The 23,734-nt window shown below is 71.8% G+C and carries 17 protein-coding genes and 3 pseudogenes; 11 read left to right on the forward strand and 9 right to left on the reverse strand.

Annotation, left to right across the window (positions count from 1 at the left end; genetic code table 11):
• Nucleotide 1: 1 nt before the first annotated feature.
• The 5 genes and pseudogenes from LRS07_RS12680 to LRS07_RS12700 form a co-directional block, all read right to left on the reverse strand.
• A complete protein-coding gene (locus tag LRS07_RS12680; RefSeq protein WP_260498389.1) occupies nt 2–1,039 on the reverse strand; it encodes a glycosyltransferase family 2 protein in 1,038 nt (345 codons plus the stop codon).
• Nucleotides 1,036–2,795 (reverse strand): annotated as a pseudogene (locus LRS07_RS12685) (carbamoyltransferase family protein). Before LRS07_RS12685 ends, LRS07_RS12680 begins: the two are co-directional and overlap by 4 nt.
• Entirely contained in the window at nt 2,792–3,910 is a 1,119-nt protein-coding gene (gene waaF / locus LRS07_RS12690; RefSeq protein WP_260498390.1) for a lipopolysaccharide heptosyltransferase II, read from the reverse strand. Before waaF ends, LRS07_RS12685 begins: the two are co-directional and overlap by 4 nt.
• A gap of 53 nt (nt 3,911–3,963) precedes the next feature.
• Nucleotides 3,964–4,572, reverse strand: a complete 609-nt coding sequence (locus LRS07_RS12695; RefSeq protein WP_312028297.1) for a D-glycero-alpha-D-manno-heptose-1,7-bisphosphate 7-phosphatase — start codon at nt 4,570–4,572, stop codon at nt 3,964–3,966.
• Entirely contained in the window at nt 4,572–5,939 is a 1,368-nt protein-coding gene (locus LRS07_RS12700) for a glycosyltransferase family 4 protein (protein ID WP_260498392.1), read from the reverse strand. Before LRS07_RS12700 ends, LRS07_RS12695 begins: the two co-directional genes overlap by 1 nt.
• A gap of 247 nt (nt 5,940–6,186) precedes the next feature.
• Between LRS07_RS12700 and LRS07_RS12705 the strand changes: the two genes are divergently transcribed.
• The 3 genes from LRS07_RS12705 to LRS07_RS12715 all read left to right on the forward strand — a co-directional run bounded on the left by LRS07_RS12705 (nt 6,187) and on the right by LRS07_RS12715 (nt 11,044).
• Nucleotides 6,187–8,967, forward strand: coding sequence for an ATP-binding cassette domain-containing protein (locus LRS07_RS12705; RefSeq protein WP_260498393.1), 2,781 nt, complete (start codon nt 6,187–6,189; stop codon nt 8,965–8,967).
• Between the two features lie 33 nt (nt 8,968–9,000).
• Nucleotides 9,001–9,483: a hypothetical protein gene (locus LRS07_RS12710; protein ID WP_260498394.1), complete on the forward strand. Its 483-nt coding sequence runs from the start codon at nt 9,001–9,003 to the stop codon at nt 9,481–9,483.
• A gap of 448 nt (nt 9,484–9,931) precedes the next feature.
• Nucleotides 9,932–11,044, forward strand: coding sequence for a hypothetical protein (locus LRS07_RS12715; protein WP_260498395.1), 1,113 nt, complete (start codon nt 9,932–9,934; stop codon nt 11,042–11,044).
• A gap of 6 nt (nt 11,045–11,050) precedes the next feature.
• Here LRS07_RS12715 and LRS07_RS12720 read toward each other — a convergent pair whose 3' ends face one another.
• Nucleotides 11,051–12,178, reverse strand: coding sequence for a glycosyltransferase (locus LRS07_RS12720; RefSeq protein WP_260498396.1), 1,128 nt, complete (start codon nt 12,176–12,178; stop codon nt 11,051–11,053).
• Between the two features lie 379 nt (nt 12,179–12,557).
• On the opposite strand from LRS07_RS12720, the pseudogene LRS07_RS22270 reads away from it, so the two are divergent.
• Nucleotides 12,558–13,064: pseudogene (locus LRS07_RS22270) on the forward strand (DJ-1/PfpI family protein); the annotation flags it as partial.
• A 166-nt stretch (nt 13,065–13,230) separates the two neighbouring features.
• Nucleotides 13,231–13,986, forward strand: a complete 756-nt coding sequence (locus LRS07_RS12725) for an SDR family oxidoreductase (protein WP_260498397.1) — start codon at nt 13,231–13,233, stop codon at nt 13,984–13,986.
• A 37-nt stretch (nt 13,987–14,023) separates the two neighbouring features.
• Here LRS07_RS12725 and LRS07_RS12730 read toward each other — a convergent pair whose 3' ends face one another.
• The 3 genes from LRS07_RS12730 to LRS07_RS12740 form a co-directional block, all read right to left on the reverse strand.
• The gene (locus LRS07_RS12730) at nt 14,024–15,112 is read right to left on the reverse strand and encodes a Rieske 2Fe-2S domain-containing protein (RefSeq protein ID WP_260498398.1); all 1,089 of its coding nucleotides are present in this window, start codon (nt 15,110–15,112) and stop codon (nt 14,024–14,026) included.
• A 17-nt stretch (nt 15,113–15,129) separates the two neighbouring features.
• Nucleotides 15,130–16,314, reverse strand: a complete 1,185-nt coding sequence (locus LRS07_RS12735) for an ABC transporter substrate-binding protein (RefSeq protein ID WP_260498399.1) — start codon at nt 16,312–16,314, stop codon at nt 15,130–15,132.
• A 133-nt stretch (nt 16,315–16,447) separates the two neighbouring features.
• A complete protein-coding gene (locus LRS07_RS12740) occupies nt 16,448–16,666 on the reverse strand; it encodes a DUF1289 domain-containing protein (RefSeq protein WP_260498400.1) in 219 nt (72 codons plus the stop codon).
• 192 nt (nt 16,667–16,858) lie between these two features.
• Here LRS07_RS12740 and LRS07_RS12745 point away from each other — a divergent pair.
• The 6 genes and pseudogenes from LRS07_RS12745 to LRS07_RS12770 all read left to right on the forward strand — a co-directional run bounded on the left by LRS07_RS12745 (nt 16,859) and on the right by LRS07_RS12770 (nt 23,734).
• Nucleotides 16,859–18,099 (forward strand): annotated as a pseudogene (locus tag LRS07_RS12745) (GTP cyclohydrolase II).
• A gap of 58 nt (nt 18,100–18,157) precedes the next feature.
• Nucleotides 18,158–19,363, forward strand: coding sequence for a DUF1688 family protein (locus LRS07_RS12750; protein ID WP_260498401.1), 1,206 nt, complete (start codon nt 18,158–18,160; stop codon nt 19,361–19,363).
• A 12-nt stretch (nt 19,364–19,375) separates the two neighbouring features.
• The gene (gene upp, locus LRS07_RS12755) at nt 19,376–20,017 is read left to right on the forward strand and encodes a uracil phosphoribosyltransferase (protein ID WP_260498402.1); all 642 of its coding nucleotides are present in this window, start codon (nt 19,376–19,378) and stop codon (nt 20,015–20,017) included.
• 24 nt (nt 20,018–20,041) lie between these two features.
• Nucleotides 20,042–21,040, forward strand: a complete 999-nt coding sequence (locus LRS07_RS12760; protein ID WP_260498403.1) for a BMP family protein — start codon at nt 20,042–20,044, stop codon at nt 21,038–21,040.
• Nucleotides 21,040–22,674, forward strand: coding sequence for an ABC transporter ATP-binding protein (locus LRS07_RS12765; RefSeq protein WP_409450541.1), 1,635 nt, complete (start codon nt 21,040–21,042; stop codon nt 22,672–22,674). The genes LRS07_RS12760 and LRS07_RS12765 overlap by 1 nt, the downstream gene beginning before the upstream one ends.
• Complete coding sequence (locus LRS07_RS12770) at nt 22,664–23,734, forward strand: ABC transporter permease (RefSeq protein WP_260498405.1); 1,071 nt, start codon at nt 22,664–22,666, stop codon at nt 23,732–23,734. Before LRS07_RS12765 ends, LRS07_RS12770 begins: the two co-directional genes overlap by 11 nt.

A 23,734-nucleotide genomic window follows, 5' to 3' on the forward strand; every position in this document is an offset into this window, starting at 1 on the left:
GTCAGAAGAAGAGCACCCGGAAGCGCAGCGCCCCGACGAGCCGCCACCACAGCGACAGGAAGGGGATGGCGGCGGAGGTGAGCGCCATCTCGAGCACGTGCGAAGGCTCACGGCTGGTGTGGCGCAGCCGCCGCCAGGTGAGGCGCCCGATGCCCGCCAGCGCCGCCAGCAGGCCGGCCAGCGCCCACCACGGCTGCGCCGCCAGGGCCAGGCCCAGCGCCAGCAGCGTGAAGCCGACCACGGCGTAGTACAGCGGCGGGGCGTGCAGCCGGCCCACCTTGTGGCGGTAGGTCGCGGGGTGCTTCTTGTAGAGCAGCGCGTCGTAGGCGGTGTTGGCCTGCTGCCTCAGGCTGATGCCCCAGGGCGCGGGCCGCACCGGGTGCAGCACCAGCGCGCGCTCGCTCTTCGGGATCGCGCCGTAGAGGCGGATCAGCTTGTAGTGCAGGTCCGAGTCCTCGCGCCAGGGCCGGCGGAAACGCTCGTCGAAGCCGTCCACCGCCTGCAGCGCCTCCTTGCGGACCAGCACGTTGGCGGTGACGAACTCGGCCTCCTCCAGGCCCTTGGTCATGCGCGCGTGGTCGGTCATCTCCTCGGGCGGCGGCACGAAGACGCGGCCGCGCACCGCGGCGCGGGCGTCGCGCATGGCCTCCAGGCCGAAGCGCAGCCACTGCACGTCGGGCACGGTGTCGTCGTCGGTGAAGGCGATGACCGGCGCCCGTGCCGCCCGCCAGCCGGTGTTGCGTGCGCCGGCCGGGCCCTGGGCGCCGCCGTTGCGCAGGTAGTGGAAGGCGGGCTTGCCGCGGGCGCGGCCGGCGAAGTCCTCCACCAGCGCCTGCGTGTCCGGCGTGCCGCCGTCGTCGACCACGATGACCTCGAACCACTCGCCCGGCAGCGACTGCGTCAGCAGCGCCTGCAGGCAGCGCTGCAGCAGGTCGGGCCGGCGGCAGGTCGGCACCACCACCGAGACCCGCGGCACCTCGGGCTGCAACGCCGCCCCGGCGTCCGGGGCGTCGGGATGCGACACCGGCACAGCGCTCATCGGCCGTCTCCGGCCGGCCGCTTCTCGACCAGGCAGCGGCCGATCACCAGCGCGTCCAGCGGCGTGGAGAAGAAGGCGTTGATGGCGTCCTTCGGGCTGCAGACCATGGGCTCGCCGCGCACGTTGAAGCTGGTGTTGACCAGCACCGGCACGCCGGTGCGCGCCTGGAAGGCCTTCAGCAGCGCGTGGTAGCGGGGGTTGATCTCCGCCGTGACCGTCTGCACCCGCGCCGTGTGGTCGGCGTGGCAGACGGCGGGGATGCGCGCCGCCTGCTCCGGCTTCACGTCGTAGATGAACAGCATGAAGCGGGCCTTGCCGCCGTTGGCCTCGGCCGGCGTGAACCAGTCGGCCAGGTCCTCCTCGGCGATGACCGGTGCCACCGGGCGAAAGTCCTCGCGGTCCTTCAGTTCGTTCAGCCGCTGCTGCATCTCGGGCTTCAGCGGCGAGGCGAGGATGCTGCGCGCGCCCAGCGCCCGCGGGCCGAACTCCATGCGGCCCTGGAACCAGCCGATGACCTGGTCGCGTGCCAGCAGCTCGGCGGTCTCGGCGGCCACGTCGTCCAGCACGCGGTAGGGGATCTTCGACCAGCGCAGCAGCTGCTCGACCTCGTCGTCGCCGTACTGCGGACCCCAGTAGGCATGCTCCATGGCCCACGCCCGGGGCGCTGGGGCCGAGGCGGTCGCCCGCTGCCGTGCGTCCACCCACAGCGCGGCGCCGAGCGCGGTGCCGGCATCGCCCGCCGCCGGCTGCACCCACACCTCGTCGAAGAGGCCGGCGTCGCGCAGCCGGGCGTTCATCACGCAGTTCAGCGCCACGCCGCCGGCCATGGCCAGGTGGCGCTCGCCGCTGGCCCGCCGCAGCCAGCGCGCCAGTTCGATGGCGGTCTCTTCCAGCGCCCGCTGCAGCGAGGCGGTGAGGTCGAAGTGCCGCTGCTCCAGCGGCCCGCCGCGCGCGCGCGGGGGCCGAACAGCGCCACCGGGTCGAAGGCGTCGATGCGGTATTGGCCGTCCTCGCCGACGTGGATCAACGAGCGGAACGTGTCGAGGTGCTTGGGCTCGCCCATCGCCGCCAGCGCCATCACCTTGTACTCGTCGCTGGAGTGCAGGAAGCCCAGGTACGAGGTGATGCGCTCGTACAGCAGGCCGAGCGAGTGGGGCATCAGCACGTCGCCGAAGCGCTCATACCGGCCGTCCTTGAACCGGCCGTAGCTCGTCGTCGCTTCTTCGCCCCGGCCGTCCAGCGTCATCACCGCGCATCGCTCGAAGGGCGAGGCGAGGTAGGCGCTGGCCTGGTGGCAGAGGTGGTGGTCGACGAAGTGCCACCGGTAGGGGCCGTCGTGGCGGACGCCGGCGAAGCGCTGCCTCAGGTGGTGCGGCGCGCCCGACGCCAGCTGCCGCGGCGCGTTCAGGATGTAGCTGGCGAACAGCGGGTCCCACGGGTTCTCCCAGTCGCCCTTGTCGCCGGCGCTGGGCTGCAGCGGCAGCGTCATGGTGTCGCCCTTCAGCCGTTCGCGGATGAAGCGCTGCGGGTCGTAGCTGTAGGCCACGTGGTCCACCTCGGCCAGCGTGACCCCCGCCTCGGCCAGGCAGTGGTCGATGGCGTTGAAGGGCAGCTCCCAGGCGGTGAAGGGCAGGGGCCGCTTGGCGTGCTTGATGCCGGTGAAGCGCTCCTCCTCGGAGGCGGCGACCAGCCGGCCGTCGACCACCAGGGCGGCCGACGAATCGTGGAAGGCGGCGTTGAGGCCGAGGGTGATCATGCAAGGCTCCGGGCTTCGGTCATTGGTGCGGCGGCACGGTGGTCGTCATCGGGCAGCAGGTCGAGCGCGGCCTGCAGCGCCTGTTCCACGCTGACGCGGGTGAGGCAGTGGTGGTGGCCCTCGGGGCAGACGCTGCGCAGGCAGTGCCGGCAGTCGACCGGGTGGCTCAGCACCTGAGCCTGCGCCATCCAGGGGGTGTGCTGCGGGTTGGTCAGCGCGTACAGCACCACCGTCGGCGTGCCCAGGGCGGCCGCCAGGTGCGCCGGCCCGCTGTTGTTGCCCACCAGCAGGTCGGCGCGGGCGATCAGCGCGGCCAGCTCGCCCAGCGACAGGGCGCCCGACCAGTCCAGCGATTCGCAGCGCATGGCGGCGCGCGCCTCGGCCACCAGCGGCCGCTCGTCCGGGCTGCCGGCGAAGACCACGGTCGCGCCGCGCGAGCGCACCAGGGCGTCGGCCAGGGCGCCGAAGCGCTCGGCCGGCCAGCGGCGCGACGCGGCGGTGGCGCCGGGCTGCACCAGCACCAGCGGCTGGTCCGGCAGGGTGGCCAGGCGACGCTCGATGGCCGCCTCGTCGGCGCGCCGCAGCGTGAAGCGCAGGCGGTCGTCCCCGCTGCGGCAGCCGACGGCCGCCACCAGGTCGAGCTGGCGGCGCACCTCATGGCGCACGGTGGCCCAGTCGGTGTCCGGCTCGCGCACCCAGTCGGTCAGCAGGCCGTAGGGGTTCTCGCGGCTGTGCGCCAGCCGCAGCGGCACACCGCCCAGGCGCAGGGCCAGCGCGGCGGGCAGGGCGCTCTGGGTGCAGACGGTGAACACGACGGCCGCGTCGTAGCGGCCGTCGCGCAGCCGCTCGATCAGGCGCTGGTCGTCGTCGGCGTCGCAATCACGGCCCTGCGGCATCCACGACGGCGCCTGCACCAGCCATTCGTCGACCCAGGGCAGGTGCGGCGCCAGGGCGGCGCCGGAGGCGGAGGTCAGCACGGCCAGGTGACGGCCCGGCCGGGCGGCCTTGAGCGCGGCCAGCGCGGGCGTCGTCATCAGCAGGTCGCCCAGGTTGTCCAGGCGGACCGCCAGCACCCGCTGGGCCGCGTCCCAGCCGGGCGTGCGCGGGGCGGCCAACGCGGTCGGCCGACGGGCCTGGGCGGGGTGGGCGAGGGTCGCGGCGGCCGGGCTCAAAGTGGCAGGGCCGCCAGGGCCGGCGGCGCGTCGGTGGGACCGGCCGCGGCCGGCGCCTCGGCCCCGAGGATGGCCTCGGCCGCCTCGAGCAGCGTGCTGCAGCGGTGGTGCGGCGTGCGCAGCGGGCCGGGCAGCCATTCGGTCTCGTGGCCGACATCGAGCAGCACCGTTCGGCAGCCGGCGCGCCGTCCCGCTTCGACGTCGTGGAGGATGTCGCCGACCATCCACGAACGGCGCAGGTCCAGCCGGTGGATCCGCGCCGCCTGCAGCAGCAGGCCCGGCGCCGGCTTGCGGCACGCACAGGTCAGGCTGCGGCCGTCCGCGCCGGGCGCGTGGGGGCAGGCGTGGAAGCCGTAGAGCCGGACGCCGTGCTCGGCCAGCCGTCCGACCAGGCCCTCGCGCAGGCGATCCAGGGCCTCGTGGTCGAACAAGCCGAGCGCGATGCCGGGCTGGTTCGTGACGACCAGCAGCGCGAAGCCCGCGGCCTGCAGCCGACGCAGGCCCTCGACGGCGTCGCGGGTGAAGACCAGGAGCGCCGGGTCGACGTTGTACGGCACGTCCTCGACCAGCGTCCCGTCCTTGTCCAGAAAGACGGCCGGCCGCATCACTTGGCGATCAGGCTCGCCGCCTCGGCGGCGACCACCACGCCGGGCAGCATCGCGGCCGCGGCGGCCACCGCACCGGTGGCCAGGCTGCCGCCGTGGCTGCTGTCGTGGACCAGCGTCAGGTGGCGGCGGCGCGGCGCCTGCGGTGCGGGCAGCCGGCGCAGGCCCTGCAGCAGCTGCTGCGTCACCTGTTCCCAGGTGAACATCATCTGCGCGCGGCGGATGCCGGCGATGCCCATCGCCCGGGCCACGGCCGGCCGCTGCTGCAGCAGCGCCAGGTGCTCGGCCAGCGCATGCGGCGCGTGCGGCGGCACGAGGTAGCCGGTCAGGCCGTCGACCACCGAGTACTGGATGCCGCCCACCGCGCTGCCGATCACCGGCGTGCCGCAGGCCATCGCCTCCAGCGGGGTGATGCCGAACGGTTCGTACCACGGCGTGGTGACGAAGACGTCGGCGGCGCAGTAGTAGGCCCGCAGCTGCTCGCGCTGCCGGCGGCCGGTGAAGGTCACGCGGGACGCGATGCCCAGGTGCTCGGCGATGGCCTGCAGGCGGCCGATCTCCGGCGTGGACAGCGGGTCGGGCGTGTCGGCTTCGCCGCCGACGACGAGCAGGCGCGAGGGGCGGTCGCCGGGCAGCAGCGCCATCGCGCGCACCACGTTCTCCACCCCCTTGCGCGGCACCATGCGGCCGAGCTGCAGCACGATGAATTCGTGCGGGTCCAGACCCAGGCGCCGGCGCGCCTGCTCACGCGACATCGGCGAGAACTCGCCGGCGTCGAAGCCGCAGGGGACCATCACGATGCGCCGCGGGTCGGCGCCGTAGAGCCGTTGCAGGTCGAGCTGGTCCTGCGGGCATTCCGCCACCAGCAGGTCGGCCTCGCGCACCAGCGTGCGCTCGATGTCGATGCGCTCGGCGGGAAAGGTGTCGGCCTCGCGCTGGTGCTCGCGCCGGACCAGACCCAGGGCATGGAAGGTGACGGCGAAGGGCAGGCCGAGGCGCTGCTTCAACCGCAGCGCCACCCAGCCCGACATGAAGAAGTTGGCGTGGACCGCGTCGTAGCCCAGGCGGCCCTGCACGCGACACAGCCGCTCCATCGCCTGCGCGAAGGCCGGCATGTGGCGCAGCAGCTGCTCCTTGGGCACGAAGGCGGCCGGACCGGCCGCGATGTGCATCACCCGCAGGCCGGGCTGCACCTGCACCACCGGCGGCTGCCGCGGGTCGTCGCGGCGGGTGAAGACATCGACCTGGTGGCCTTGTTCGACCAGGCAACGCGCGACCTGCGCGACGTAGATGTTCTGGCCTCCGGAGTCCACGCCGCCGAGGGCCGCAAGCGGCGATGCGTGTTCGCTGATCAGCGCAATTCTCATGTTGCGGTCCCTGGTACTGCTGTTGCGGCCGAAGGGCAAACGTCGTGCCGCTTTTCGGTGCGCGCGGCGTCGGTTTTCGTGGCCCAGCGGGCACACCTGGACAGTGCTCGCCGGCCGCTTGGCGAGACCTCGCCGCCGCCCCGGGTGGTGCCCGGGGAGGCTTGGGGGCAGCGCGTCGGCGCGCTCGGTAAAGGCTGCCCGCGGCCCGTGCCGTGGCTTGGGCACAGGCATTGCCTTTGCGGCCGAGATGCAGCCTCGAACCCGCGTCGTCCTTTCCGGCCTCTGGGCCGCGGTGTGGCGCTTCAGGACGCGCACGCTGCTGGCCCTCGCGCTGCTGCTGGCGGCCAAGGCGGCCGCGGTGTCGGTGCCGCTGCTGCTCAAGGAGATCGTCGACCAGTTCAGCCGACCGGAGACGCTGACCGGGACGCTGCCGTTGCCGGCCGGCACCGCCGCGGTGATGGTGCTGCCGGTGTTCCTGCTGCTGGGCTATGCGCTGCTGCGCTTCGTCACGACGCTGTTCAACGAGCTGCGCGACATCGTGTTCGCCCGCGTGACCCAGCGCACGATGATCGACTTCGCCGAGCGCAGCTTCGCCCACCTGCTGGCCTTGAGCGCGCGCTTCCACACCCGGCGCAACACCGGCTCCCTCATCCGCGACCTGGAGCGCGGCACCGCCGGCATCGGCTTCCTGCTGGGCGCCGGTGTGTTCACCATCGTGCCGACGCTGGTCGAGTTCGTCGCCGTGCTGGTGGTGATGGCGCGCGGCTACAGCCTCTGGTTCACGCTCATCATCTTCGTCACCTTCGTCGTCTACGGCGGCTACACCACGACCATGACGCACCGGCGCGAGGTGCGCCAGCGCCGGGTCAACCAGATGGACTCCAGCGCCAACGGCCGCATGGTCGACACGCTGATGAACTACGAGACGGTGAAGGTGTACGCCCGCGAGCCGTTCGAGCGCCGGCGCTACGCCGACATCTGCGGCCTGTGGGTGGAGCACAGCGTGCGCAACCAGTACGCCTTGTCGGCCCTGCACATCGGGCAGAGCGCCATCATCGCCTGCGGTGTGGCGGCGGTGATGCTGCTGGCCGCGCAGCAGACGCTGCAGGGCGCGATGACGGTGGGCGACCTGGTGCTGGTCAACAGCTTCATCCTGCAGATCTGCCTGCCGCTGAATGCGCTGGGCTTCGTCTTCCGCGAGGCGCGCGATGCGCTGGTCAACACCGAGAAGCTGTTCGACCTGCTCGAGCAGCCGCCCGACATCGTCGACGCGCCGGGCGCGCGGCCGTTGGCGGTGAGCGGCGGCGGCATCGCCTTCGACGACGTGCAGTTCGCCTACGAGCCCGGCCGCCCCATCCTGCACGGCATCAGCCTGGCGGTGCCGGCGGGCAAGACGGTGGCGGTGGTCGGCGGCAGCGGCTCGGGCAAGAGCACGCTGGCGCGGCTGCTGCTGCGGCTGTACGAGCCGCAGGGCGGGCGCATCACCATCGACGGCCAGGACCTGCGCGAGGTGAGCCTGGCCTCGCTGCGCGACGCCATCGGCGTGGTGCCGCAGGACACAGTGCTGTTCAACGACAGCATCGCCTACAACATCGGCTACGGCCGCCCCGGCGCCTCCTTGAGCGAGATCATCGAGGCGGCCCGCGCGGCGCAGGTGCACGAGTTCATCGAGAGCCTGCCCGAGGGCTACGACACGCTGGTCGGCGAGCGCGGCACCAAGCTGTCCGGCGGCGAGAAGCAGCGCATCGCCATCGCGCGGGCCTTCCTGAAGAACCCGCCGATCATGGTCTTCGACGAGGCGACCTCGGCGCTGGACACCCGGGCCGAGCGGGCCATCCAGGGCGAGCTGGACCGCATCGCGCAGGGCCGCTCGACGCTGATCATCGCCCACCGGCTGTCGACCATCGTCAACGCCGACGAGATCGTGGTGCTCGACCGCGGCCGCATCGTGGAGCGCGGGCGGCACGACGACCTGCTGGCGCTCGGCGGCCTGTACGCCCAGCTGTGGAGCCTGCAGCGCCAGCAGCAGCAGGTGGAGCGGCTGGAACGCCGGCTGGCGCAGCAGCCGGTCAACCTGGCACTGCTCATCGGCCAGGCCATCGACGGCCTGCGCGAGGCCATCGAGGCGCGTGGCGTGCAGCTCTACACCGACCTCGACCTCGACAACGCCGGCGTCACCGGCGACCCCGGCACGTTGGCGCAGGTGGTGCGCGAGGTGTGCATGCACGCGGTGCAGGCCACGCCGGTGGACGGCCGCATCCAGCTGGCGCTGGAGCGCCACGAGACCGACGTGCGCTTCTCGGTCACCGATGGCCGCCACGGGGCCGCCCCGGGGCAGCGGCTGCGCCTGGTGGGGACCGGCGACGGCAGCACGCTGCACGGCCTGGACACCCCGCTCGACCCGCTGAGCCTGCGCTCGACGCTGGAGCGGCAGGGCGGCCGCTTCTACACCGAGCCGCCCACCGGCCAGCGCGGCATGCGCTACGTGATGGAACTGCCGCTGCGCGCGTTGAGCGGCGAGCCGGCGTCGCGACGGCCGGTGGAACCGTCGGTGCCGGGCGGCGTGCCGCTGGCGCCCGCGCCGCTGACCGGGCTGCAGGTGCTGTGCATCGACGACCGCGCCGACGCCCGCGAATCGCTGGAGCTGCTGCTGCAGGCCGAGGGCGCGGCCACGGTGGCCTTCGCCAGCGGCAGCGCCGCGATCGCCTGGCTGGAGTCGCGGACCACCGCGCAGTGGCCGCACCTGATCGTCTGCGACATCGCGCTCGGCGAGGAGGACGGCCACGCCGTGATCCGCCGCGTGCGCCAGATCGAGGCCCAGCGCAAGGTGCCGCTGGAGCAGCGCATCCCGGCGGTGGCGCTGACCGGCCTGGCCCAGGCCGGCGACCGCATTCGCGCGCTGATGGCGGGCTTCCAGGTGCACCTGGCCAAGCCGGTGGCGCCCGACGCCCTGATCGCCGCGCTGCTGGAGCTGTCCGGCCGGCGCGGCCCGCCGTCGTCGGGCCACCCGCGCGAAGCCGTGGCCTGAGCCCCGTCATCCACCGTTCCCTCCAAGGACACCATGCCCAGCCATTTCGCCGACCGCAGCGCCGCCGAGCGCGCCTTGCAGCTTGCCCTGCCCCTGATCGAGCCGCTGATGGCGGTGCCCGAGGTCTGCGGCTCCGGCTTCCTCTACCTCGTGGTGATGGACCCGGCGCTCGGCCCCGCCGAGGCCCGCTTCGAAGACGCCATCCTGCTCGAGCACGCGGTGGGCGACCGCGCCCGGTGGGATGCCGACTACGCGGCCTTCGCGCATGGCAAGGCCCGCCTGGCCTGGCGCGAGCGCCACGACGGCCGCGACGTGCAGCAGCAGCCCTGGCGGCTGCGCGAGGGCGACTCGCTGCTCGCCGGCGCGGTGGTGCTGGACGGCATCGTCGTCGCCGCCAGCGGTGCCCATGCGCAGTGGGACGAGGCCTTCGCCACCACGCTGGCCGCCTGCCTGAAGGCGGTGGCGCGCGACCGCCACGAGCAGGCGCTGAAGGCCGGCCAGCTCGTCGCCGGCTAGACCAGACCTCGGCCCAACGGGCTTAGCGCCGCCGCGCTGATCCCCGTTTCAGGAGCCGTGTGCCTTACGGCAAAGGGCCGATGCGAGAAACTCTCATGGTCTTGGTGCGGGGACGCTAGCGGTCACCCGCCTGAACCAGGGTCAGGCGACACTCCCGCGCACGGTTGGTGTGAGGCAGGCCGCCATGAAGGTCGTCTGGTAGGGGATGATACGCCAGCGTATTCTTAGACATCATCTGTGGAAAAGAAATGACCCCACCTGTAGAGGCCGCAGGTGTAAGCCAGGCCGGAAATGCTTCTGATCTGATGCCCACGATACGACGGTTCTGGATTTTGCTGTTAGTCGCTCTTGCGGGCTCTTTTACTTCGTCGCCTACCGAGGCGCAGATGTCGTCTTTTCGACCAACGATGCAGTTGGTTCAGCGGATTCGGCTTCCTTCTATCGCTTGATGAGCGACTGGCGCCTACGCGAGCCGTATGGCAATGCCTACGAACTACCGCGCACACTAAACGCGCAGCATCAAGAACACAAAATTAAGCATCCCCTCTATGGTTTGTTGACATCGCCTGTATACCGAGCCTTCACTGGCCTCGGAATGGCGGCGCAGCCCGCAGCCCGCCTCATCTCGACGCTCATCGTCGTCGCTCTGCTGTTCGCTTTTGTGAGGCTAATGACGGTGTGTGAAATTGCACCGCGTCTACATTTGCCAATGCTGATGTTGGTGGCTGCGGCACCCGGGATCGTGGTTTACGCAGGACTTCCTGAGTCGTGGACTCTCAGCGCATTGTTAGTGGTAGTCGCAGTGCTACTGCACGAACGGTGGCCTGATCGCAGGCTAATGTTCGGTTGCTTTGTTGGGCTGACGATGCTATGCAATGTCTCTCTCCTTGTTTTGCTTGCACTTCCGGTGGTGGCCTGCAGTCAGGAGGGCCGCGGCTGGCAAAGGACTATCCTGTGCTCGGCAGCAACCGGTGTGTCACTCACAGCCACCTTTTTGGGAGTATTGCTATTACTAGGTCAGTTCGACCAATCGCTTTCGCCGCAGCAATATATTGCCTTTTATCAGTTCTTTTCTCCCTTAATAAAGGCCGTCGACTGGTACAGCAGAACCGCCGTTGAAGTGTCTCTATCGCAGCTCTTTGTTGGGGGCTTCGTCAGTTTGCAGGACAACACCGATCTCCATTGGTACGGAGTCTATTCCACAGCGAAAGGTTCTGCGCTAGGGGCGCTCGCTGTGACCACAATTGTGACATTTTGGATTTTTATCGGTGGAGTGGCGATTCGCAATCGTCGACATGGCCTGCATTCCACAGCTCGCTTTAGGGCCCAGCGCCTAACCGTCCTCTTGATGGTGCAGTGGCTGCTCCTTCACATAGGAAGCGCCAACAGCATGTTCCTATATGCAGGTTGCTTCATTCCGCTGATGGTGCTGATCGCTGGAATAGAACTGACCGCAGCACGATACCGTTCCGAACTTGCTGTATGGTCGGTGGCACCGGTAGTTTTCGCGACGAGTTGGGTGCAGATGAACTATTTGCGTAACGTGCTTGGCGCAACCTAATAGATACTATTCGTTGCGATCAACATTGAGCAGCGACACCAGCGCCGCCGTCAGGCCGTTCGCGCGGTCGACGAACTGAGGCCGCACCCGCACCGTCGCCGCGATCGCGGCGGCGTAGGCGTGGGGATCCTCCAGCAGCTGGCGCAGCACCCGGGCGATGTCGTCCGGATCGTTCTCGGCCGTCTTGAACGCCGCGCCCAGCACCTCGCCGGCGGGCACCACCCGGCTGCCGACCACCGGCCGGCCGGCCAACGCGGCTTCGGCGCAGACCATGGCGAAGCCTTCGTTGAACGTCGGTCCCGTCGGCACCACGACCGCATGGCAATGGGCGTAGGCCTGCAGCAGGTCGGGCCGCTTCAGGCGGCCGCGCAGGCGCACCTGGTCGGCCAGGCCGCGGTCGCGCAGCAGCGCCTCCAGTTCGGGCACGGCGCTGCCCGCACCGCAGACCTCGAGCGTGTAGCGCACCGCACCGTCGCGGTTCAGCCGGGCCACCGCTTCCACCAGGTCGAACACACCCTTGTCGCGCTCCACCCGGCCGGCGAACAGCAGCCGGCGGGGACCGTCCAGGGGCGGTGCGGGCGGCAGGGCGGTGAAATCCGACTCGACGAACTGCGCGCGGTACTCCCGCGTCCGCGTGCGGCCCTGCGACAGCTCGGCCACCTGCCGCGCGCCCTCCGGCGACACGGCCAGCGCCACCTTCACGCAGTGGCGGAAGAACAGGCTGTCCAGCCGAAGCAGCCCGCGCGCCATGCGGCCGGTGGGGCGGTGGCCGGCCGGCCAGCGGGTGTTGTGCAGGTTGGGGATCACCTGCACCCCCGCCCAGGCCAGGGGTGCGAACAGAAACCAGTGGGCGGTGCCGGAATCGATGAGCGCATGGGTGGCGCGAAAGCGAAGCGCCGACCACGTCAGCCGGGCGGCGTGCAGGGCCTTGGCCAGGTGGTAGGCCACGCCGCGCGCCGACGGCCAGGGCGCGGGCCGGTTGACCACCTTCAGCGCGCCGTCGCTGGCCTCGGCACGTCGGGCGTTGCTGGAGACGAAGAGCCCCGGCACACCGAGCCGACGTGCCGCCTCGTAGGTCTGGCCGGTGAAGGTGAGCGAGGTCTCGCTGGGGGGGTGCGCACGCCGTGGCGCCAATCCTCGAACGCGGCCAGCGCGTCACCGGGCCCGACAACGCCGAACAGGCGGGGCGTAGGGCGCTGGGGCGACATGGGCATGAGGAAGGCGAAGGGTGAGGTTGGGCGGCAGGGGGGCCCGGGCGGGCGTCGCGGCGGATGCTAGGAACGCAACCTTGCAGTCAGCTATCGCCATGCAGGACATCGCGATCGCGAGCGCCACGGCGTGACATGTTGGCATGCCTCTGCCGGCGGTGGCATTCGGGCCTCCTCCTGCGTCGTGAAGGCGGCGAGCGCGATTGTGTGGCCGAGGCGATGCACCGGCGGCGCCACGGCCGGCCGCGCGGGTACAGGGGTTGCCGTTGGCGCCTCGAACCCGTCCCGTCGTTCGATCGAAACCCTTGGCCGCCAGCACCCTGCACCTCTACGTCTTCGACGGCTTCGCCGACTGGGAGCCGGCCTTCGTGACGGCGGCGGTGCACAACCCCCAGTTCCAGCGGGCGCCGGGCCGATGGCAGGTGCGCACGGTGGCGACGCAGCCCGGGCCGGTGCGCTCGATGGGCGGGCTCGCCGTCTTGCCCGACGCGCGGCTGCAGGACCTGGCGCCGCGGGCGGGCGATGGCCTGCTGCTGCCCGGCGGGCCGGGCTGGGAAGACCCCGCCCGCCACCAGCACGCCATCCGGGTCGCGCAGGCCTTCGCCGACGCCGGCGTGCCGGTGGCCGCCATCTGCGGCGCCACCGCCGGCCTGGCCCGCGCCGGCCTGCTGGACCACCGGCCGCACACTAGCAACGCCGCCGCCTACCTGCGCGGCACCGGCTACGCCGGCGGCGACCACTACAAGGAGCAGGCCGCGGTCGACGCCGACGGTGTGATCACCGCCGGCGGCATGGCGCCGCTGGAGTTCGCGCGCTGCCTGCTGGCCCGGCTCGGCGTGTACGAACCCGCGGCGCTGGAAGCCTGGTACCAGCTCTACCACACCGGCAAGTCGGCCTACTTCGCCCGCATGCGGCGCGAGGCCGAGGCCCCCCCATCCCTGAATTCCGCTTCTTTCACCCCCCAACCAAGCGTCATCCATGAACACCCCTTCCTCCCAAGGCCCGCTGCAGGGCAAGGTCTGCGTCGTCACCGGCGGGTCGCGCGGGCTCGGCGCCTGCATCGCCCGCGTGCTGGCCGAGGACGGCGGCCACGTCGTGATCGCCGACATCGCCGGCGAACGCGCGGACAAGGCCGCGAGCGACCTGCGCGAGCAGGGCTTCCAGGCCTCGCCGCTGGCACTCGACGTCGGCGACGAGACGTCGGTGCAGGCCGCGCTGGCGGCGCTGCGCGAACGCCATGGCCGCCTCGACGTGGTCGTCAACAACGCCGCCATCGACATCACCGTGCCCATCGACGAACTGGCCGGCGGCGACTGGGAGCGGGTGGTGCGGACCAACCTCACCGGCCCCTTCTTCATCGCCAAGCACGCGGTGGCGGCGATGACCGGCGGCAGTCCCAAGCAGACCGCCGGCCACATCGTCAACATCGCCTCCACCGCCAGCAAGCGGGCGTGGCCGAACGCGGCCGCCTACCACGCCACCAAGTGGGGCCTGCTGGGCCTGTCGCACGCGCTGCACGCGGAGCTGCGGCCGAAGGGCATCAAGGTGTCGGCCATCGTCGCCGGCGGCATGCGCACGCCCTTCCTGCTCGACCGCTTCCCGGACATCGACCCCGACGTGCTGCAGGACCCGATGAACGTGGCCAAGGCGGTGCGCTTCGTGCTGCAGCAGCCCGACGAGACGGTGATCCCGGAGGTGATGGTGCTGCCGATGCGCGAGTCGTCCTGGCCCTGAGCCGGCGGTGGGCGGCGCCGGTCGAGGGCGGGGCGGGTCAGCCCATCGCCAGCGCCGGCGTCGTGTCCTCGATCATCAGCGGCGGCCGGTAGACGAAGGCCGGATCGTCGGCCTCCTTCTTCACCAGCGCCTGCAGCATGCGGCGGGCGCGGATCGGCGCCTCGTCCACCTTCATCGCCACCCGCGGCACGGCGCCGCCGTGCTTCTCGAGCTGCGCCTGCTGCACCTTCAGCACCGCCGCGTCCTCGTTGAAGGTCAGCTCGATGGCGTGGCACACGGCCTGCGTCAGCGCGTCGTCGTCGAGCCGCCGGTTGCGCGCCACCGACCAGAAGTAGTGGGTCGACCGCTCGGTCTCCGGCGTCAGCAGGTGCAGGACGTGGCTGCGGTAGGCGTCGTCGGGCGAGGTGCCGACCGGGTAGACGCCGAAGTCCGTCATGCAGATCGACGGCGCCAGGCTGATGGCCGTCTGCCAGCGGTTGATCTTGCCCTGGTGGTTCAGCACCATGGCGAAGAACGGCGGCGCGTCGATGTTCGGCATCTCGCGGTGGGCGTACAGCAGCCCCTCGTCCTTCACCGTGACCTGCACCGGGTAGTTGGGGATGACCTCCTCGTCCTCCTGCCCGATCGTCCGCAGGTGCACCCAGCTCTCGTGGCCCAGGTCCATCAGGTTGTCGACCGACAGCTGGAAGTTGGCCTCCAGGTGGTGGTAGCCGCGCGACGGCGTCCACTCCGGGTGTTCGTTCCAGCGGATGTCCGGGATCAGCGCGGTGTCGGCGCGCTCGGCCGCGCCCATCCAGATCCACAGCAGGCCGTGCCGCTGCACCAGCGGGAAGGTGCGCACGGCCGCCTGGGCGGGGATCTGCGACTGCCCGGGGGCCAGCGTGCACAGGCCGGTGACGGCGAAGCGCATGCCGTGGTAGCTGCACTGCAGTTCGTCGCCGACGCGCCGGCCGGCCGACAGCGGCATCAGCCGGTGCGGGCACAGGTCCTCCAGCGCGGCGATGCGGCCGTCCGAATGCTTCAGCATCACGACGGGGGTGCCGAGGAAGGTGCGGCCCACCACCTTGCCGTCGTCCAGTTCCTGCTTGAAGCCGGCCACGTACCAGGCGTTCTTCAGCCACGTCATCGAAGGTCTCCTTCTCGTTACTTGCGGCGGCCCGGGTCCTTGACGGACTTGAGCACCTCGAACTCGACGTTGTGCAACTCGCCGTCCTGGCGCGCCACCCGTCGGATGTAGACGTTCTGCACGATGTCCCGCGTCTGCGCGTCGATCAGCACCGGCCCGCGCGGGCTCTCGAAGGTCTGGCCCTTCATCGCCTCCAGCAGCGCGTCGCCGGTCTGGCCCTTCGTGCGCTGCAGCGCCGTGTACAGGATGCGCATGCCGTCGTAGCCGGCCACCGCCATGTAGTTCGGCCGCTTGCCGGCGTTGGCCTTCTTGAAGGCGGCGACGAACTTCTGGTTGGCTGTAGACGGGTGCGCCGCCGAGTAATGGTGCGAGGTGACGACACCCAACGCCACGTCGCCCATGTCGTTGAGGATGTCGTCCTCGGTCACGTCGCCGGTGGCGATGAGCCGGATGCCGGCCTTGTCCAGCCCGCGCTCGACGAACTGCTTCATGAAGGTGGTGCCCACGCCCGCCGGCAGGAAGACGAACACCGCGTCGGGCTGGGCGTCCCGCACGCGCTGCAGGAAGGGTGCGAAGTCCGGGTTGCGCACCGGCACGCGCAGCAGTTCCTTGACCGTGCCGCCGTTGAGCGTGAAGCGGTCGCGGAACGCCGTCTCGGCGTCGATGCCGGGGCCGTAGTCGCTGACCAGCGTGACCACCGACCGGATGCCGTTCTTCGGCGCCCACTCCGCCACGCCGATGGTGTTCTGCGGCAGGGTGAAGCTGCAGCGGATGAAGTAGGGCGAGGCGTCGATGACGCTGGAGGTGCCGGCCGACATGACGATGGTCGGCGTCCTGCTCTGCGTGGCCACCGGCCCGACGGCCAGCGCCAGCGGCGTCAGCACGAAGCCGCCCATCACCGCCACCTTGTCGTTGACGACGAACTCCTGCGCGATGCGGCGCGACTGGTCCGGCGTCGAGGCGTCGTCGCGGACCAGCAGTTCCACCTTGCGGCCGGCCACCGTGTCGCCGTGCTCGGCCTGGTACAGCCGTGCGCCGGCCTCGATCTGCTTGCCGGTGGAGGCGAAGGGGCCGGTCATCGACAGGATCAGGCCCACCTTCACCGGCGCGGCGGCCTGCGCCGACACGCCCAGCGGCAGCGCGGCCGCGGCACCCGCCGCCGCGCCCAGGGTCGTGTGCAGGACGAACTGCCGTCTCTTCATCGTCGCTCCTCGGTGTGGCCGGCGGTCGGCCTAAATCGTCAGCATGAAGATTGTCAGCATACGGTCGATCTGGTCGGACGAACTTCGGGCTTACCCGGGAACCCGACGCACCCGGCGTCGCGTCCGGGGGTGCTCAGCGCCGCACGGCTTTGCGCAGCGGTTTCAACAGCCGCTTGCGGACCTGCTTGCCTTCGGTCGCCAGCAGCCGCAGGTTGATGTCGTGCCGGGCCTCCGGGTCCATCCGGCCCCAGCGGGCGATCTCGGCGGCGGTGCGGCCGCAGCCCTTGCAGACGTCGTGGCGGTCGAGCTTGCACACGCCGATGCAGGGGCTGCGGGTGACGAGGAGGACCATGGCGTTGGTGGGAAGCGATGGGAGAAGGGTCAGGCCAGCGGCGCGCCCGCCAGTGCCCGCCGGCGCGGGCCGGTGGCGGGCCCGTCGCGGTGCGCCGGTGCGGGTAATCCTGGCACATCCCTTGCATTCGCCGGGCCCCGTGTCCTGACCAAACGGTCAAGATGTCGACCCAAGAACGACCGAGGAGGTGCCATGGCCGGCCACATCGTGCTCACGTCCCATCCGCGCAAGGCGGCGGCGGGCGACCCGCCGCCCATCCGCTGGGGGTGGCGACGCCGGCCGAGCGCGGCCCGGTGATCGCCAGCCTCACCGATCCGGCGCACCGCAACGCCATCGGCACCCACTCCGGCGCCTATGCCGTCTACCGCGCGCTGGCGGTGGCGGCCGGAGCGCTGCAGCGCGACCACCGGCCCGACCTGACCGACACCGCGCCGGCGGCCGACATCGGCCCGCACCCGCAGTGGTCGGAGCCGGGCCGCATCGTCTCGCTCGACCCCTGGGGCCACCTGGTGGCCAGCGCCTTCGCCGACCGCATCGCCGCCGGCGAGGACATCCGCCCGACCATCGCGGTCACGCGGGCGCACATCAACATGCCCGAGCTGCACGACGCGGTGCGCGCCGGCCGGCTGAAGCCCGACGGCGACATCCTGGACGCCGACGGCGACGTGAAGGTGACGAAGGCGGCGGTGGACCCGGTGTGGTGGCTGCCCGGCATCGCGGAGCGCTTCGGCATCAAGGAAAGCGCGCTGCGCCGCGGCCTGTTCGAGCACACCGGCGGCATGTTCCCGGAGCTGGTGACGCGGCCCGACCTGAAGGTCTTCCTGCCGCCCATCGGCGGCATGACGCTGTACTTCTTCGGCGACGTGGCCCAGCTGGGTCGGTCCGGCACCCGCATCGCCTGCCGGCTGCACGACGAGTGCAACGGCTCGGACGTCTTCGGCTCCGACATCTGCACCTGCCGGCCCTACCTGGCGCACGGCATCGAGGTGTGCATCGAGATGGCGCAGCAGGGGGGCGTCGGCCTGGTCGTCTACAACCGCAAGGAGGGCCGGGCGCTGGGCGAGGTGACCAAGTTCCTGGTCTACAACGCCCGCAAGCGCCAGGTGGGCGGCGACCGCGCGGAGACCTACTTCGCCCGCACCGAATGCGTGGCCGGGGTGCAGGACATGCGCTTCCAGGAACTGATGCCCGACGTCTTCCACTGGCTGGGCATCCGCCGCATCGACCGCTGGGCCAGCATGAGCAACATGAAACACGACGCGCTGGTGGCGCAGGGCATCGACGTGGTCGAGCGGGTGCCGATCCCGGACGAGCTCATCCCGGCCGACGCCCAGGTGGAGATGGACGCCAAGAAGGCCGCCGGCTACTTCGCCGAGGTGGTGCCCGACGAGGCCGAACTGGCGCAGCCGAAAGGGCGGGGGTTGGAGGCATGAGCGCGCCGGGCCGCTCCCCAGCGCGAATCCCGAAGCGCTTCGCGCGGAGGCGAGTCCAGTGACGGCTGAGGCGCTGCTCACGGCACAAGCCGTCAGGGCCCATGCCGAGCAGGTGCTGGCCGCGGTGCAGGCCGGCGGCTCGCGCCATTGGGCCTGGGACGGGTCCCGGCTCGAGGCCACCGCCGACTTCGTCGCCGACACCATCCGCCAGCGCTACCCGTCGCTTCAGGTGCCCTTCCACGCCCGCTGGCGCCACTTCGAGGCCGGTGGCACCGACCGCTGGGCCGCGTTGTCCGAGCGGCACGGCCTGCAGGGCGATGCCATGCGCGCCGAGCGGGCGCGGGTGCGCATCGACCTGGTCATCCCAAGCGTGCTGCTCGACGCCGGCGCCGGCGCCGACTGGCGGTACCGGGAGGACGATGGCGGCGTGCTGGCGCGCTCCGAGGGCCTGGGCGTGGCCAGCCTGGCGCTGTTCGCCGCCGGCACGCTGTCGGCCGATCCGCGGCAACCGTTGCGGGCCGACGCCACGGCGCTGCAGGCGGTGACACCCGACGCCATCGGCCGCGCCTTCCAGGTCGGGCCCGACAACCCGCTGGTGGGCCTGGACGGCCGCGCGGCGCTGCTGGCCCGGCTCGGCACCGTGGCCGCCGCCGCGCCGGCGGTGTTCGGCACGCCGGCGCGGCTCGGTCACCTGTTCGACCACCTGGCCGCCCGCGCGGTGGACGGCCGCGTCGACGCTGGCGACGTGCTGTCCACCCTGCTGCACGCCCTCGGGCCGGTGTGGCCCAGCCGCCATGCGCTGCAGGGCGTGCCGCTGGGCGACTGCTGGCCCTGCGAGCTGACCGGCGACGGCTGGCTGCCGCTGCACAAGCTGTCGCAATGGCTGACCTACTCGCTGCTGGAGCCGCTGGCCGACGGCGGCCTGCAGGTCACCGGTCTCGACGCGCTGACCGGCCTGCCCGAGTACCGCAACGGCGGCCTGCTGATCGACCTCGGCCTGCTGCGGCCGCGCGACCCGGGCTTCCTCGCCGGCACCTGGCGGGTCGACACGCCGGCGGTGGTGGAATGGCGGGGTCTGACGGTGGCCGCGCTCGACCGGCTGGCGGTCATGGTGCGCGGGCGCCTCGGCCTGTCGGCGGCCGATTTCCCGCTGGCCTGCGTGCTCGAAGGCGGCACCTGGGCCGCCGGCCGGCGGATCGCCGCCGAGCGACGCCCGGGCGGCGGGCCGCCCTTTGCCATTCACAGCGACGGCACCGTGTTCTGAGAGGACTTCTTCATGCCCCACGACTTCCCCACCCTCACCGTCGTCCGCCATCCGCTGGTGCAGCACAAGCTGACCTACATCCGCAGCCAGGACACCACCACCGAGAACTTCCGCCGCCTGCTGCGCGAGACCACGCAGATGCTGGCCTACGAGGCGACCAAGGACCTGCCCACCGAGCTGATCGAGATCACCACCCCCGTGGCGACCATGCGGTCGCCGGTCATCAGCGGCAAGAAGCTGTGCTTCGTCTCCATCCTGCGCGCCGGCAACGGCATGCTCGACGGCATGCTGGAGCTGCTGCCCGCGGCCCGCGTCGGTCACATCGGCCTGTACCGCGACCCCGGCACGCTGGAGCCGGTGGAGTACTACTTCAAGGTGCCCGACGACGTGGCCGAGCGCGACGTCATCGTGGTCGACCCCATGCTGGCCACCGGCAACTCCGCCGCCGCCGCGCTGGACCGGCTGAAGGAGTGCCGGGTGCAGACGCTCAAGCTGGTGTGCCTGCTCGCCGCGCCCGAAGGCGTCGCCAACGTCGCCGCGCAGCACCCCGACGTGCCCATCGTCACCGCCGCGCTGGACGAGCGCCTCAACGACCACGGCTACATCGTGCCGGGGCTGGGCGACGCCGGCGACCGCATGTTCGGCACCAAGTAAGACCTTTCCCACAGGAGCTGACCGATGAAGCACTGGAACCGTCGTCTTTCCCTGCAGGCCGTGCTGGCCCTGGCCGCCGCGCTCGCCGCCCCGCTGCCCGCACTGGCGCAGGCCAAGCTCAAGGTGGCCGGCATCTACACCGTGCCGGTGGAGCAGCAGTGGGTGTCGCGCATCCACAAGGCGCTGAACGCGGCCAAGGCCCGCGGCGAGATCGACTACGTGTTCTCCGAGAACGTGGCGAACGCCGACTACGAGCGGGTGATGCGCCAGTACGCCGAGGGCGGCCAGCAGTTCGTCATCGGCGAGTCCTTCGCGGTGGAGGCGGCGGCGCGCAAGGTGGCCAAGGAGTACCCGAAGACGGCCTTCCTCATGGGCTCGTCGGGCAAGCCGCAGGCGCCCAACTTCGCGGTGTTCGACAACTACATCCAGGAGCCGGCCTACCTGACCGGCATGCTGGCCGGCGGCCTGACCAAGTCCAACCTGATCGGCATGGTGGGCGGCTACCCCATCCCCGAGGTGAACCGGCTGATGCACGCCTTCATGGAAGGCGCGAAGGAGGTGAACCCGAAGGTGAAGTTCAGCGTCACCTTCATCGGCTCCTGGTTCGACCCGCCGAAGGCCAAGGAGGCGGCCTTCGCCATGATCGACAAGGGCGCCGACGTGATGTATGCCGAGCGCTTCGGCGTCAGCGACGCGGCCAAGGAGCGCAAGGTGCTGGCCATCGGCAACGTCATCGACACCCAGGCGCAGTACCCCGACACGGTGGTGGCGTCGGCCCTGTGGCACATGGAGCCGACGGTCGACGCGGCGCTCAAGAAGGTGAAGGACGGCAAGTTCACCGCCGAGGACTACGGCCCGCTGTCGATGATGAAGGTGGGCGGCTCGGCGCTGTCGCCGCTGGGCACCTTCGAGAAGAAGGTGCCGGCCGAGCTGATGGCCAAGGTCAAGGCCAAGGAGAAGGCCATCCTGGACGGCAAGTTCACCGTCAAGGTCAACGACGGCGAGCCGAAGTCGACGCCTTGATGCGCGGGCCGAGCGCCGGGCCGCTGCCAAGCCGGCCCGCCACCCCCTCGGGCGATCGACCGGCGGACCCGTCGGGCGAGGGGCCGGCATCCGCCGGTCCGGTGCTTCGGCTGGTCGGCATCACCAAGCGCTTCGGCCCGGTCACCGCCAACGACGACGTCTCGCTGGACCTGCACGCCGGCGAGGTGCTGGCGCTGCTCGGCGAGAACGGCGCGGGCAAGAGCACGCTGGTGTCCATCCTCTTCGGCCACTACGTGGCCGACGCCGGCCGCATCGAGGCCTTCGGCCGGCCGCTGCCGCCGGGCCGGCCGCAGGCCGCGCTGAAGGCCGGCATCGGCCTGGTGCACCAGCATTCGACACTGGCCGAGAACCTGTCCGTGCTGGACAACGTGATGCTGGGCACCGAGCCGCTGTGGCGACCGTTCTCGGCCCGTGCGGCGGCGCGCCGACGGTTGCTGGACACGGCGGCCCGCTTCGGCCTGGCGGTGCAGCCCGACGCCCGGGTGGCCGAGCTGTCGGTGGGCGAGCGCCAGCGGGTGGAACTGCTGAAGACGCTGGTGCGGGGCGTGCGCATCCTCATCCTCGACGAGCCCACCGCGGTGCTCACGCCGCAGGAGGCCGAGTCGCTGTTCGCCACGCTGCGGCAGCTGGTGGCCGCGGGGCTGGCCATCGTCTTCATCAGCCACAAGCTGGACGAGGTGCTGCGCGTCTCGCACCGGGTGGTGGTGCTGCGCGGCGGCCGGCGGGTGGCCACGCTGCCGGCGGCCGGCGCCAGCCCGGCGCAGCTGGCGGAGCTGATGGTGGGCCGCAGCGTGCAGCGGCCGTCGCGGCAGGCTCGGCCGGCCGGCGCGGTGGTGGCGTCGTTGGAGGGCGTCCGCGTGCGCGGTGGCGGGGCGCGGCCGCGGCTGGACGGCGTGTCGCTGCAGCTCGCGGCCGGTCGCATCACCGGCATCGCCGGTGTCTCGGGCAACGGACAGGCGGAACTGGCGGCGCTGCTCTGCGGCCTGCGGGTGCCGGACGAGGGCCGACTGCTGGTCGATGGCCGCGTGCTGCCGCCGCAGCCGCAGCGCTGGGTGGCGGCCGGCGTGGCGCGCATTCCCGAGGACCGGCAGGCCGTCGGCGTGGTGGGCGACCTGCCGCTGTGGGAGAACGCGGTCAGCGAGCGGCTGCGCAGCCCGGCGGTGTCGCGCTTCGGGCTGCTGAGGCGCCGCGCGGCGCAGGCGCATGCCCAGCGCCTGGTGCGGGCCTTCGACGTGCGCGGCACCGAGGGCCGCGGCGTGCACACCACCACCCGGGCGCTGTCGGGCGGCAATGTGCAGAAGCTCATCCTCGGCCGAGCGCTGTCGGGCGAGCCGGGCGCCGAGCGCGCGCCGCGGCTCATCGTCGCGCACCAGCCGACCTGGGGCCTGGACGTCGGCGCGGTGGCCGAGGTGCACCGCCGCCTGCTGGACGCGGCCGGCCAGGGCGCGGCGGTGCTGCTCATCTCCGACGACCTGGACGAGCTGTTCGCGCTGGTCGACGAACTCGCGGTGCTGCACCAGGGCCGGCTGACCGCCGCGCGGCCCGCCGAGGCGTGGAACCGCACCGAGGTCGGCCTGGCGATGGCCGGGAGCGAAGGGTCCCATGCGGCTTGAACGCCGCGCCGACGTGCCCCGCCTGGCGCTGCTGCTGGCGCCGCTGGCGGCGGTGGCGCTGACGCTGCTGCTGGCCTCCGCGCTGGTGGCCTGGGCGGGCGCGCCGGTGGGCCGGGCCTACGCGCTGCTGCTCGAAGGCGGCTTCGGCTCGCGCTTCGCCTGGGGCGAGACGCTGACCCGCGCCACGCCGCTGATCCTCACCGGCCTGGCGGCGGCGCTGGCCTTCAAGGCCCGGCTGTACAACATCGGCGGGGAAGGGCAGCTCTACCTCGGCGCGCTGGCCGCGGTGGCGGTGGGCGGGCTGCACGGCGGCAGCGGCTTCGACGGCGTGCCCGCGCCGCTGCTGTTCGGCCTGATGCTGCTGGCCGCCATGGCCGCCGGGGCGCTGCTGCTGCTCGGGCCGGCGCTGCTGAAGCTGAAGCTGGGCGCCGACGAGGTGGTCACCACGCTGCTGCTCAACTTCATCGCGCTGCTGTTCGTCAGCGCCATGCTCGACGGTCCGATGAAGGACCCCACCGCCATGGGCTGGCCGCAAAGCGTGGCGGTGGCCGACGCGCTGCAGTTCGAGCGGCTGATCGAACGCAGCCGCGTGCACCGCGGCCTGCTGCTGGCGCTGGCCGCGGCCTGCGGCCTGGCGGCGCTGATGCGCTGGTCGACCTTCGGCTTGGCCGTGCGGGCGGTGGGCGCCAACCCGCGCGCCGCCGCCTTCGCCGGCCTGGGCGTGGGCCGCACGGTGGTCGTCACCGCGCTGCTGTCGGGCGCGCTGGCCGGGCTGGCCGGTGCGCTGGAGGTGGCCGGCCGCACCGGCTACCTGACGCTGGACATGGCGCCGGGCGTCGGCTACTCCGGCATCGTCGTCGCCATGCTGGCGGGCCTGAACCCGCTGGCGGTGGTGCCGGCGGCGGTGTTCGTCTCCGGCATCCTGGTGGGGGCCGACGGCATGGGCCGCACGGTGGGCGTGCCCACCTACATCGCCGACGCCATCGTCGCCATCGCGCTGCTGGCGCTGCTGTTCACCTCGGCCGCGGCGGGCTGGCGGGTGCGCTGGGGCCGGGGCTGA

Origin of the sequence: Aquabacterium sp. J223 (assembly GCF_024666615.1) — a bacterium.
In the GTDB taxonomy this organism is placed as follows: Bacteria; Pseudomonadota; Gammaproteobacteria; order Burkholderiales; family Burkholderiaceae_C; genus J223.

Bases quoted from the DNA above. Each gene is read 5' to 3' on its own strand.
- LRS07_RS12680 (WP_260498389.1), bottom strand. From the start codon at position 1,039: ATGAGCGCTGTGCCGGTGTCGCATCCCGACGCCCCGGACGCCGGGGCG.
- LRS07_RS12695 (WP_312028297.1), bottom strand. From the start codon at position 4,572: ATGCGGCCGGCCGTCTTTCTGGACAAGGACGGGACGCTGGTCGAGGAC.
- LRS07_RS12700 (WP_260498392.1), bottom strand. From the start codon at position 5,939: ATGAGAATTGCGCTGATCAGCGAACACGCATCGCCGCTTGCGGCCCTC.
- LRS07_RS12705 (WP_260498393.1), top strand. From the start codon at position 6,187: ATGCAGCCTCGAACCCGCGTCGTCCTTTCCGGCCTCTGGGCCGCGGTG.
- LRS07_RS12710 (WP_260498394.1), top strand. From the start codon at position 9,001: ATGCCCAGCCATTTCGCCGACCGCAGCGCCGCCGAGCGCGCCTTGCAG.
- LRS07_RS12715 (WP_260498395.1), top strand. From the start codon at position 9,932: ATGAGCGACTGGCGCCTACGCGAGCCGTATGGCAATGCCTACGAACTA.
- LRS07_RS12725 (WP_260498397.1), top strand. From the start codon at position 13,231: ATGAACACCCCTTCCTCCCAAGGCCCGCTGCAGGGCAAGGTCTGCGTC.
- LRS07_RS12730 (WP_260498398.1), bottom strand. From the start codon at position 15,112: ATGACGTGGCTGAAGAACGCCTGGTACGTGGCCGGCTTCAAGCAGGAA.
- LRS07_RS12735 (WP_260498399.1), bottom strand. From the start codon at position 16,314: ATGAAGAGACGGCAGTTCGTCCTGCACACGACCCTGGGCGCGGCGGCG.
- LRS07_RS12740 (WP_260498400.1), bottom strand. From the start codon at position 16,666: ATGGTCCTCCTCGTCACCCGCAGCCCCTGCATCGGCGTGTGCAAGCTC.
- upp (WP_260498402.1), top strand. From the start codon at position 19,376: ATGCCCCACGACTTCCCCACCCTCACCGTCGTCCGCCATCCGCTGGTG.
- LRS07_RS12760 (WP_260498403.1), top strand. From the start codon at position 20,042: ATGAAGCACTGGAACCGTCGTCTTTCCCTGCAGGCCGTGCTGGCCCTG.
- LRS07_RS12765 (WP_409450541.1), top strand. From the start codon at position 21,040: ATGCGCGGGCCGAGCGCCGGGCCGCTGCCAAGCCGGCCCGCCACCCCC.
- LRS07_RS12770 (WP_260498405.1), top strand. From the start codon at position 22,664: ATGCGGCTTGAACGCCGCGCCGACGTGCCCCGCCTGGCGCTGCTGCTG.